Below are 11,097 nucleotides of genomic sequence, written 5' to 3'. Positions count from 1 at the left end.
TTGCGCAGAACGGCCACGAGCTGCTCGTCGGCGACGGTGACCTCGTGCAGAGTCACGATCGATCGGTCTGCACCGATCTGCATGCTCGACGGCGTACGCCAGAGAACGGGATATCGGGGATCTATCTGCAGAACCATGCAGCGATGATGCCCGATCGGCGGCGTGGACCGTCGAAGTTATGCACAACCGGAGCACGCCCGCGCGTGACCTCGCGGCTTACTCGCCTTCGCCGCGGAGCAGATCTTCGAGCGCCTGGTCCATCTCGTCGGGCGCGGGCGTTCCCGCCTGCAGCCGCGAGACGAGCGCCGCAGGGTCATCGATATCAGCGGCCGTCGGAACGAGATCGGGATGCGACCAGAGTTCATCGCGCACGTCTGAACCGACCGCGTCGGTGACGGCCTGCCACATTGCGGCTGCCTCGCGAAGACGCCGGGGGCGGAGCTCGAGTCCGATGAGCGTCGAGAACGCGGACTCCGCTGGCCCCCCGGTGGCTCGGCGTCGGCGCACGGTCTCAGCGACGGCATTGCTCGACGGCAGACGTTTCGTCGCCTGAGCGGTCACGACATCCACCCATCCTTCGACGAGCGCGAGCATGGTCTCGAGGCGCGTGAGCGCGTGCTGCTGAGCCTCGGTCTTCGGCGGAATCAGCGCGCCCGAGACGACGGCCTGACGAAGCTCCTCGGGATTCGAGGGGTCGAAGCCCTCCGCCAGTTCCTCGAGTCGGTCTGTGTCGATTCGAATTCCCCGAGCGAATTCCGTGATCGAGGTGATGAGGTGCAGTCGCAGCCACTTGGCGTGCCGAAAGAGTCGAGCATGGGCCAACTCTCGAACAGCAAGGTAGAGCTGAACCTGATCGAGGGGGATGTCGAGGCCTTCGCTGAAGGTGGCGATGTTCTGCGGCAGCAGCGCGGCCGTCTGATTCTCGAACAGCGGGATGCCTACATCGCCGCCCGAGACGACCTCGGTCGAGAGCTGGCCGACGACCTGGCCGAGCTGTACCGCGAAGAGTGCACCTCCGAGGTTGCGCATGAGCTTGGACGCGCCGGCGAGCATGCCGGCCATCTCCTCCGGAGCCTGGTCTTTCAACACGGCGGTCAAGGCATCGGCGATGCTCAGAGCGACGGGTTCGGCGAGTTGACTCCAGACGGGCATCGTCTCGGTCGTCCACTGCTGTCGGGTGAGGAAGACGGGAGGCAGAGCCAGCTCGGTGACACTCGTGACCTCGTCGAGCCAGAGCGCTGCGATGTGCAGAGCCCCGTCGAGTTCGGTGCGCTGGGCGTCGGTGACACTCAGAGATGACTGTCCGGCGAACTCGTTCGCCTGCTTCGTGGCGACCTGCCAGTCGATGCCGTCGCCCGTCGTGCGCATCGCGTTCTGCAGCTGCTGCATGAGTTGCTGCACGGCCGCGGGATCCGAGGGGAGTCCCGCCGCGCTTGCCAGCTTGGCCGGGTCCATCTCCGAGTTGCCCTCGAGGAAGCTCCGCAGCATGTCCCGGAAGTCGTCCTCCGGCTCCTTCGGTGTGTCGTCGCTCATGGCAGGAAACCTCTTTCGCCTGGCAGTCGGCGCGGATCCGGTGTGCTCCATGCCCGCTGTCAGAATTGCTCTCTACGCTATCTGGTGGCCGATCAGCCTTGCTGGGATTTCCCATAGGCTGGTGAGTCTGGCCGTGCGCCCTTGGCGAACAGTCCCCGTTGGGCTCCGCCCCATCTGATTTCCACCCTTCGTCGAGGAGACACGTGAGCCTGTTCGGTTTGAATGACGCAGACCGCGTCGACGACACGGACGCGCATCCGGCTGTGCCTTTCGTTCTCCGCTCGCCCGAAGAGATCGCGGCCGAGCGTCGCGCGACGCGCCGGCGGACGACAGGCTGGACCGTCCTGGTCGTCGCGCTTGTACTCGGGCTCGTGATGAGTTTCCTTCCGACTCCCTACGTCATCGAGCAGCCGGGGCCTGTCTTCGACACCCTCGGCTCTCAGACGGTGGAGGGCAAGGACACCCCGTTGATCTCCGTCGACGGGGAGACCACCTATCCCACCGCGGGAACCCTCGACATGCTTACGGTCTCCGTCGTCGGCACTCCGAAACAGACCCCGTCGTGGGCCGAGGTCGTGCAGGCGTATTTCGACAGCAGCAAGGCCGTCGTGCCGCTCGAGGCCGTCTATCCTCCCGATGTCACGACGGAACAGCGCGACGAGCAGAACGCCGCTTTGATGGTCGACAGCCAGCAGGAGGCCATCGCGGCCGCGCTCAGCAGCCTCGGCTACGACTTCACGACCAGTGTCAGCGTCGGAAACGTGGCGAAGGGCTCGCCCGCCGAGGGCGAGCTCCAAGCCGGCGACATCGTCACCAGTGTCAACGGCCAGGCAGTCGGCTCAATCGACCAACTCCGAGCGGCCGTCGCGGCGAACGGTATCGACAAGCCCGCCGTCGTCGACGTGACGCGCGCGGGCGCACCCATCGAGGCATCCATCACCCCGATCACCAGCGGCGACACATCGGTCTTGGGAATCGGCGTGCAGGCCAGCTTCGAGTTCCCGTTCGACGTGAAGATCCAGCTCGACAACGTGGGCGGCCCGAGCGCCGGCATGATGTTCGCGCTCGGAATCATCGACAAGCTCAGTGACGGTCAGTTGAATGGCGGCCAGAAGGTGGCCGGCACAGGAACGATCTCGGCAGACGGAACCGTCGGTCCCATCGGCGGCATCCGCCAGAAGCTCTTCGGTGCGCGCGATGCGGGAGCCGATTGGTTTCTGGCCCCCGCGTCGAATTGCGACGAGGTCACCGGTCACGTGCCCGACGGCATCCGGGTCTTCGCCGTGTCGACCCTCGACGATTCGTTGAACGCCCTGAAGGCGATCTCGAGCGGTACGGGTCTCGACGCGCTACCCACCTGCGACGCGAGCGCTGCCAAGTAACCGACGGCGGGCCGTGTGGTCGGCTGTGTTCTCCCGTGGCGCAACTCTCGACAGGGCACTTCTCAGCATGCCTTGTCTAGGATGGTCGGACACCGCACCGCTGTAAAGAGGCCCCCACACGTGACTTCCCAAACCGCCGAGAAGCCCATCAGAAGATCCCGAGCACCGCTGGCGATCACCATCGCCATCGTCGTTGCCCTGGCAATCGCATTCTTCGCTTTCTCCAATCTCTACACCGAGATCCTCTGGTACGACCAGATCGGGTTCGTCGATGTACTGACCACCCAGTGGGCCGCAGGCGGGGTGATGTTCCTCGTCGGCTTCCTGGCGATGGCCATTCCCGTCTGGGCGTCCATCGAGATCGCGTTCCGCTGGCGTCCGGTTTACGCGAAGCTGAACTCGCAACTCGACCGCTATCAGCAGGTCGTCGAGCCGCTTCGGCGCCTCGCGTCCATCGGCATCCCCGTCGTGCTCGGCATCTTCGCGGGTGTCGCCACGGCGTCGCGCTGGCAGTTGACGCTGATGTGGCTGAACAGAACGCCCACGGGTCAGACCGACCCGCAGTTCGGTCTCGACATCTCGTTCTTCCTCTACGACCTGCCGTTCTTCCGCGGCGTCGTCGGGTTCGCCTCGGCGGTCATCCTCGTCGCCGGTATCGCGGCCCTTGCCACCAGCTACCTCTACGGAGCGATTCGTGTGGCCGGTCGCGAGGTGCGCATCTCGAAGACCGCGCGCATCCAGATCGCGATTCTGGCGGCGCTGTACCTCGCCGTTCAGGCGGCGAGCATCTGGCTCGACCAGTACTCCACGGCCACGAACGGCACGGGCAAGCTCATCACCGGTGCGACCTACGCCGACGTCAACGGCACCATTCCGGGTCTCTCGATTCTGGCGGGTATCGCCGGCATCGTGGCGCTGCTCTTCATCGTCGCCGCGGTCATCGGTCGCTGGCGCCTGCCGATCATCGGCACCGTGCTGCTGATCGTGTCCAGCCTTATCCTCGGCTCGCTGTACCCCTGGGTCGTTCAGCGCTTCCAGGTCGACCCCTCGGAGCGTTCGCTCGAGTCGGAGTACATCCAGCGAAACATCGACTCGACCCGCGACGCCTACGGCGTCTCCGGCGTCGAAGAGACGGAGTACGACGCCACGACCGACGCGACCGCCGGTGCGCTTCGTCAGGATGCGGTCACGACCGCGAATATCCGCATCATCGACCCGGCTCTCGTCTCTGACACGTACAAGCAGCTCGAGCAGTTCCGCCAGTACTACCAGTTCCCGCAGTACCTCGATGTCGATCGCTACAACATCAACGGCACCGTTCAAGACGCGGTGACCACTGTCCGCGACCTGAACCTCGACGGCCTCGGTACATCGAACACCTGGTACAACCAGCACATCGTCTACACGCACGGTTACGGTCTCGTCGCGGCGTTCGGCAACCAGCGCTCCGTCGACGGGCAGCCCGTCTTCCTCGAGTCGGGCATTCCCACCACGGGTGAGCTCGGCCAGTACGAGCCGAGGGTGTACTTCGGCGAGTCCTCGCCCGACTACTCCATCGTCGGCGGCCCAGAGGGCGGCCCCAAGAACGAACTCGACTACCCGTCGGGTGAAGAGGGTGCGCAGCAGACCTACACCACGTTCACCGGCGACGGCGGGCCGAAGCTCGACAACATCTTCAACAAGCTCGTCTACGCCCTGAAGTTCCAGTCCGAGCAGATCTTCCTGTCAGACGGAGTGACCGACCAGTCGCAGATCCTCTACGATCGCGACCCGGCGAAGCGTGTCTCGAAGGTCGCTCCCTACCTGACGATGGACTCTGACCCCTACGCCTCCGTCGTCGACGGCAAGGTCGTCTGGATCGTCGATGGCTACACCACGAGCGCGAACTACCCGTATTCGCGCACGGAGAGCCTCTCCGATGTGATCGCCGATACCTACCAGCCTCGGCCTGCTTTCGCTGTCGACGACATCAACTACATCCGCAACTCGGTGAAAGCTACGGTCGACGCCTACGACGGCAAGGTCACCCTGTACGCCTGGGACGACACCGACCCGCTGCTCAAGACCTGGCAGAAGATCTTCCCGTCGACGCTCAAGCCGATGAGCGAGATGAGCGGCGACCTGCTGAGCCACGTGCGTTACCCGGCCGATCTGTTCAAGGTGCAGCGTGCCATCCTCGGCGAGTACCACGTCACCGACGCTGGTTCGTTCTACTCGAAGCAAGACGCCTGGACGACGCCGAACGATCCCACGGCACCATCGAACAGCCCGAGCCTGCAGCCGCCGTACTACCTGACGCTGCAGATGCCGGGTCAGGAAGCGCCGTCGTACTCCCTGTACTCCACCTTCATTCCGGTCTCAACAGGAGAGGGCAGCCGCAACGTCTTGAACGGCTATCTGGCTGTCGACTCGAATGCCGGATCTGAAGACGGCAAGGTGTCGGCCGACTATGGCAAGCTCAGGCTGCTCACGTTGCCGAAGGACGATACAGTTCCTGGCCCCGGTCAGGTGCAGAACAACTTCACCACCGACCCGACGGTGTCGCAGGCGCTCAACCTGCTTCGCCAGGGTGAGACCCAGGTCAAGAGTGGAAACCTCCTGACCCTCCCGGTCGGCGGCGGCCTCCTCTACGTGCAGCCCGTCTACGTGCAGTCCAAGGGCGGCACGAGCTACCCGCTCCTGCAGAAGATCCTTGTCGCCTTCGGTGACAAGATCGCCTTCGAAGACACGCTGGATGCCGCGCTCGATGAGCTGTTCGGGGGAGACTCCGGTGCAGTTGCCGGCGATGAGGCCGTTCCCGTCACCGACGGAGGTCAGGCGCCCGACAATTCCGCGGGCACGCAGCCGGATGCTGGAACGGGAACAGCGACGCCCGACACCGGCGGTCTCACGCAGGCGCTGAAGGATGCCAAGGCCGCGCTCGACGAGCGGGACACCGCGCTGAAGGCGGGCGACTGGGCTGCCTACGGCGTGGCCGATGCCAAGCTCAAGGCTGCTCTCGACCGCGCGTTGTCAGCTCAGGGTCAATAAGCACGGCCCGGTGGTCCGAACCGCTCCCGCCCTGTGTTAGTCTTAACAGGTAGCGCGGGGTGGAGCAGTTCGGTAGCTCGCTGGGCTCATAACCCAGAGGTCGCAGGTTCAAATCCTGTCCCCGCAACAGAAGAACGAAAGCCCTAGACGAAAGTCTGGGGCTTTCGTCGTTTCTGGCATAAGTCAGGCCACCTGCTGAAGGTCATAATTGCCGTAGGCGAGAAAGGACCCGATGAACCGAGCGCTCTTGGCAGACTTCCTTCGGGCCCGTCGGCACGCGGTGCAGCCAGAGGATGTCGGGCTGTCGCGCGGGCCGCGACGGCGCACGACAGGCCTGCGCCGAGAAGAAGTCGCCGCGCTCTCGGGTATCTCGACCGACTACTACTCCCGGATCGAGCAGCAGCGGGGCCCCTTACCGTCGGATCAGATTCTCTCGGCTCTCGCCCGTGGACTCCGGTTGAATCCGAGTGAACGTAACCACCTGTACCGACTCGGAGGGTTCACGCTCTCGTCCCGCGCCGGCCAATCCGATGCGGTCAGCCCGACGATGAAGCGGATCATGGAGCGGATGTCGGACACACCGGTCATTCTGCTGACCCAGCTGGGGGAGACGCTCGCTCAGAACCAGATGGCGATCAGCCTCCTGGGTGATTACACGCGATTCACAGGTCTAGAGCGCTACCTCGCGTACCGCTGGTTCACCGGTGACTCGATGCTCCGCAACCTCTATCCGATCGAAGACCATACGCAGCGGGGTCGAGTCTTCGTGGCCGAGATTCGCGAGGCCTATACGTCGAATCCCCGTGGCCCAGCCGGCGAGATCGTGGCGGCGCTCCTGATCCTCAGCGTCGAATTCGCCCAGATCTGGCAGGCGCACGAGGTGGGGGTTGTGCATCACTTGGATCTGAAGCGCTATCGTCACCCCGAATTGGGGGAGCTGGAGTTGTACTGCCAGTTGCTCGTAGAACCCGATGAGCAGGACGTCCTCCACGTCTTCACCGCCCCACCCGGATCTCCGTCGGAACACAAGCTCGAGCGGCTCGGCATGCTCGCCGCTGATCGCTCATCTCAGACCGATGGGTAGTCCGGCGAGCAGCGAGTAAGCGATCTTATTGGCATACTCATCGATATGGGCGATCTGCCCGTTCCGGATCTCGAACTTGAAGACGTACGTGTTGAGGTACGGGGCGCCGGTGCCCGCCTGCACGAGGTCTCCTTCGGCCTGAACGAACACGGAAGTCTCCCCGTCGGCGACCGTGTACCGCTTGTTGTTGAGGACGACGCGCGAGAAGTTCGTGACGATGGTGTCGAGATAGCCCATCACTTGGGCCTTTCCAGTGAACGTGTAGAACGGTTCGGTGGTTCCGGTGTTCGAGAACGGGATGATCTCCACGACGTCGTTCGTGAGGTGAGGCTCGATGAGAGCGATGTCACGCTTCTCGAGCGCCTCGAAGAAGGTCTCGGCAAGCTCGCGCGGGGAAAGGTGCTCTCTGTTCATCGTGGATCCGTTCTCTAGCGATGTGATGGTGCGGTGAATGAGACTGTAGGCAATCCGCGCAGGGGTACCCAGGGACGATTCGTCCCTGTATCGAGACGACGAGCCTTTCTATGGTGAGGACATGCTTTTCGCCAACAGAAAGAAGATGACCATGAAGGCAGTACGTTTCCACGATTTCGGCGGTCCCGAGGTTCTCCGTTATGAGGAGGCTGACCAGCCCGTCGCTGGTGAAGGTCAGGTACTCATCCGTGTTGCGGGATCCGCGTTCAACCCGGCGGACAATGGCATCCGGAGCGGGACTCTTCCGTTCCCCGTGTCTCTGCCCCACGTTCCGGGCTATGACGTCTCTGGCATCGTCGAGGCAGTCGGTGCGGGGGTCACCACTCTGCACGTCGATGACGCCGTCATCGGGTTCATCCCCATGGGGGAGGACGGGTCTGCGGCTGAGTATGTCGTGGCTCCCGCCGACGTGCTCGTCGCGGCGCCGTCCGGCATCGACCTCGCCGATGCGGCGGGCCTGCCATCCGTGGCGCTTACAGCCTGGCAGGGACTCTTCGACCTGGGAGGTCTGAAAGATGGTCAGCGCGTATTGATCACGGGCGCCGGCGGAGCGGTGGGAGGGTACGCCGTGCAACTCGCCGGGCGAGCCGGAGCCTACGTGATTGCAACGGCCAGCCCGCGCAGCCACGATGCGGTCGCGGCCGCCGGTGCGAATGAGGTCATCGACCACAGCAGCACGAGCGTCCTCGACTCGGTGACCGAGCCCGTCGACCTGCTCTTGAATCTCGCGCCGATCAGTCCGGAGGAATTCGCCTCCCTCGTCGATCTCGTTCGCGACGGCGGCATCGTCGTGGCCACGACGGCCTGGATGACCACGCCCGGCGACGACAAGCGCGGCGTGCGGACCGCCGGTGTGTTCGTCGAGCCCAAGGTCGACGAACTGGCCCAACTGGTGTCTCTCGTCGATCGGGGTGAACTCACCGTCGACATCGCCCAGCGTGTGCCGCTGAGCGAGCTACCCTCGATCCACGCGAAGGCCGCCGCCGGCGAGGTTCACGGCAAGGTCGTCGCCGTCCCCAACTGATCCACCGGCCCTGCGGTCGTCGCGAGGAAGTCACGAGAGCCCCAGACTTCGCTCTGGGGCTTTCGTCGTTCTCACTCACTCGGTGACGATGATCTTCCATCCCGTCTTGTGCGAGATGAGGGTTCGTAGTTGATCGCGCGCGAGCAAAGCCTCTTTCGGGCCCTTCCAATGCCACACCGTGAGGACGAGAGGGTGCAGGGGATCTTCTTCGTCGACATGCACTTCGAGTGTCGTGTCCGACGTCGGCCTGAGGTAGGCAGACCCATCGTCGTCGATTTCGAGCGGAAAACGGAACGTCGAGCCGAGCATGACCAGAGCATCTCTCTGCGTGATGCGTGTGTCGGCTCGCATCCGGGCGATCATCGTCGACCGACGACCATGAGGCGAAGCTGCGTCACGGTTCGTCGACGGCCGCTGAACGACGTTGTGTCGTGCGGTCGAGCTCCTCGAGGCAGGCGCAGATGGTGCTCGGGTCGAAGTCTGGATCAGCCACGAGGAACTGGTCGAAGATGGCGAGGAAGCCGATTGCCGACGGGGCCCATTCCGTAGGCTCGTCGGTGAGCGTGGGGGGACCCATGTAGAAATTGTCCGTCACGGTGGGGTTCGACAAGTGGCGCACCGCGAGCCCTTCGACGATCGATGATCCGAGCACGGCGTACAGCGTGTATCCGCCCACGAAATCGTCGCGCAATTTGAACCCCAGGAGACACGTCAACGCCTCATGGAACGCGGCCATGTCGGCGATGAAACGGTCGCTGCCCTGCCGCAGCGTCTCAGCAACTCGGCGCAGCGCCTCGTTGCCGTCGTCTGCCAGAAGTGCCGCCGAGGTGGCAAGAAAGGACTGCCACGCGGGAGAGTCGATCGTGCTGTAGAAATTCTGTTCGAGGACCACGCGGATAGCTTCCCGTATGAGACGCAGTCTTCCGGACTCAGACGAGTGGAGGTCGGGTCGAGAGGAGATGAGGTCGATGGCGGTGCGAAGAGCGCGATCGTCGCTGAGTTCGGCTGAGAAGTGACTCGCGGCCTCGTTGAGGAGGTCGCCGATGAACAGTTCCTTCGAATTCCAGATTCGGTAGACAGAGCTCCGCGATACGCCAGCGGCGGTGATCACCTCGTCCATCTGAAGGCCCGGAAACCCCAAGCTCATGCCACCCTGGCCGACGGACTGTAACGCAGTATCGAGCATGCGGCGCCGAATCTGCTCCGAGGTCATGCGGGTCGACCGGGCTCCATTCAGCAATTCGCTGTCATCGATTGCCATGAGTTCTCCTGAAGATCGTTTTCGCCCTATAGTCTCGTCGTCTTATTGCCGCGCCTGTAATGCGCGATGAGACGCCGAGTCCCAAGAACTCAGGAGAAATCGGCCTCCAGGGCGTCCAGGAGAGATTCCTGAACAAAGGCCAACCAACGGTACACATCGAAGAGATAGCGGTCTGAACCGGCGAGTGAGGATTCGTCGTCATCGCCGTCGATACCGAGCCCAGCCGCGATCGACAGTCGGATGTCGGTGAGACATCGCAGCCAGGCCTGCACCGCCGCCGCATTCAGCCTCACCGGCGTGGCAGCCACCTTCGCGCCCTGGAGAGTGTCGATCACCGATTGAGCGTTTCCGATCTTGCGCTCGACGAGCCCTTCCGACGTGAAGCGACGGAACTCCGCATCGTCATCGCCCCCGTCGCCATACGCTGCGGGCAAAAGTCTGTCAATGGCCCGCGATCGCGTTGAGTCAGGCTCGGCTTCAGCGGCATCGGCGAGTAGCTGCTGCACGTCGTCGGCGAGTTGAACGAGGATCTCGGTTTCGGCCGGCTCGAACGTCGCGACGATGACATCGCCCTCTCGTGCGAACGGTGTCACGCGTCGACCCTCTGCAGGGTCGCCCACAAGCCGAAGCCGTGCATAGCCTCGACGTGGCGTTCCATTTCCTCTCGCGTACCCGAGGCGACGACCGCGCGACCCTCGGTATGCACTTGCAACATTCGGCGCTCTGCTTCGGCCTTCGAGAATCCGAAGTAGCTGCGAAAGACGTACGAGACATACGACATGAGGTTGACCGGGTCATTCCACACGAGGGTGATCCATGGAGACCCCAAAGATAAGCGCTCGTTGAGTTCTGCGTCTACGTCGATCGCATCGAGAGTCTGGGCCACAACGACAAGCCTGTCATATCGGCTGTGCCGCCCGGCGACTGCCCGGCGTTGTCAGCTATTGCGCAGAGATGAGATGAGCTGCGCCTTCGTCTTCTTCGAATAGCCTTTCTGGCCGAGTTCCTTCGCGCGTCTCTTGAGCTCAGGCACCGTCCAGTCCTCGTACGATCCAGACTCACCTCCTGAGCGCCCGACCTCAGACCGGCCCTTCTTCGCGGCCGCGTTCGAAATGCGTGCCGCCTTCTGTTTCGAAGCTCCCTCGTCGCGAAGCTCCTCGTAGAGTTCCGGATCCTTCAACGACGGATTCGACTTGCCTGGCACGATGACCCTCCTCACCGGCGCGTGTGCACCTCTCTCGACGATAGGCCGGCGGATGGCGCGTACTCCAGGGGTTGAAATCGTTTGGGGGCACTCCCTCGTACGGGG

At 63.6% G+C, this 11,097-nt stretch carries 11 protein-coding genes and 1 tRNA gene; 5 read left to right on the top strand and 7 right to left on the bottom strand.

From position 1 onward, the window contains the following. Positions 1–216: 216 nt before the first annotated feature. Complete coding sequence (locus CCK87_RS08215) at positions 217–1,533, bottom strand: zinc-dependent metalloprotease (RefSeq protein ID WP_086460907.1); 1,317 nt, start codon at positions 1,531–1,533, stop codon at positions 217–219. A 218-nt stretch (positions 1,534–1,751) separates the two neighbouring features. Here CCK87_RS08215 and CCK87_RS08210 point away from each other — a divergent pair, with 218 nt between their 5' ends. The 4 genes from CCK87_RS08210 to CCK87_RS08195 all read left to right on the top strand — a co-directional run bounded on the left by CCK87_RS08210 (position 1,752) and on the right by CCK87_RS08195 (position 7,029). Continuing rightward, a complete protein-coding gene (locus CCK87_RS08210; RefSeq protein WP_249273785.1) occupies positions 1,752–2,915 on the top strand; it encodes a PDZ domain-containing protein in 1,164 nt (387 codons plus the stop codon). Between the two features lie 120 nt (positions 2,916–3,035). Then, a complete protein-coding gene (locus CCK87_RS08205; RefSeq protein ID WP_249273784.1) occupies positions 3,036–5,945 on the top strand; it encodes a UPF0182 family protein in 2,910 nt (969 codons plus the stop codon). 53 nt (positions 5,946–5,998) lie between these two features. Beyond that, a tRNA-Met gene (locus tag CCK87_RS08200) sits at positions 5,999–6,072 on the top strand. Between the two features lie 105 nt (positions 6,073–6,177). Then, positions 6,178–7,029, top strand: a complete 852-nt coding sequence (locus CCK87_RS08195; RefSeq protein ID WP_086460906.1) for a helix-turn-helix transcriptional regulator — start codon at positions 6,178–6,180, stop codon at positions 7,027–7,029. Here CCK87_RS08195 and CCK87_RS08190 read toward each other — a convergent pair. After that, positions 7,009–7,443 (bottom strand): nuclear transport factor 2 family protein, encoded by a 435-nt coding sequence (locus tag CCK87_RS08190; RefSeq protein ID WP_086460905.1) that lies wholly within the window; start codon positions 7,441–7,443, stop codon positions 7,009–7,011. The two genes, CCK87_RS08195 and CCK87_RS08190, sit on opposite strands and share 21 nt — an antisense overlap. Before the next feature lie 145 nt (positions 7,444–7,588). Here CCK87_RS08190 and CCK87_RS08185 point away from each other — a divergent pair, with 145 nt between their 5' ends. Further along, on the top strand, positions 7,589–8,527 hold the full coding sequence (locus CCK87_RS08185; protein ID WP_086461241.1) for an NADP-dependent oxidoreductase: 939 nt from the start codon (positions 7,589–7,591) through the stop codon (positions 8,525–8,527). Between the two features lie 75 nt (positions 8,528–8,602). Here the strand turns inward: CCK87_RS08185 and CCK87_RS08180 are convergent, their stop codons facing one another. The 5 genes from CCK87_RS08180 to CCK87_RS08160 form a co-directional block, all read right to left on the bottom strand. Next, positions 8,603–8,878, bottom strand: a complete 276-nt coding sequence (locus CCK87_RS08180; RefSeq protein WP_086460904.1) for a hypothetical protein — start codon at positions 8,876–8,878, stop codon at positions 8,603–8,605. Positions 8,879–8,921: 43 nt separating this feature from the next. Beyond that, on the bottom strand, positions 8,922–9,788 hold the full coding sequence (locus CCK87_RS08175; protein WP_086460903.1) for a TetR/AcrR family transcriptional regulator: 867 nt from the start codon (positions 9,786–9,788) through the stop codon (positions 8,922–8,924). An 89-nt stretch (positions 9,789–9,877) separates the two neighbouring features. Beyond that, positions 9,878–10,381: a DUF2017 family protein gene (locus tag CCK87_RS08170; protein ID WP_170927195.1), complete on the bottom strand. Its 504-nt coding sequence runs from the start codon at positions 10,379–10,381 to the stop codon at positions 9,878–9,880. Next, on the bottom strand, positions 10,378–10,653 hold the full coding sequence (gene clpS / locus CCK87_RS08165; protein ID WP_249273826.1) for an ATP-dependent Clp protease adapter ClpS: 276 nt from the start codon (positions 10,651–10,653) through the stop codon (positions 10,378–10,380). The genes CCK87_RS08170 and clpS overlap by 4 nt, the downstream gene beginning before the upstream one ends. Positions 10,654–10,725: 72 nt before the next feature. After that, a complete protein-coding gene (locus CCK87_RS08160) occupies positions 10,726–10,992 on the bottom strand; it encodes a Rho termination factor (protein WP_086461240.1) in 267 nt (88 codons plus the stop codon). Positions 10,993–11,097: the final 105 nt, after the last annotated feature.

The sequence above is a fragment of the Agreia sp. VKM Ac-1783 genome (genome assembly GCF_900177765.1).
Taxonomy (GTDB): domain Bacteria; phylum Actinomycetota; class Actinomycetes; order Actinomycetales; family Microbacteriaceae; genus Agreia.
The sequence above is the reverse complement of the archived record's forward strand: the minus strand, read 5'-3'. Positions and strand labels throughout refer to the sequence as shown.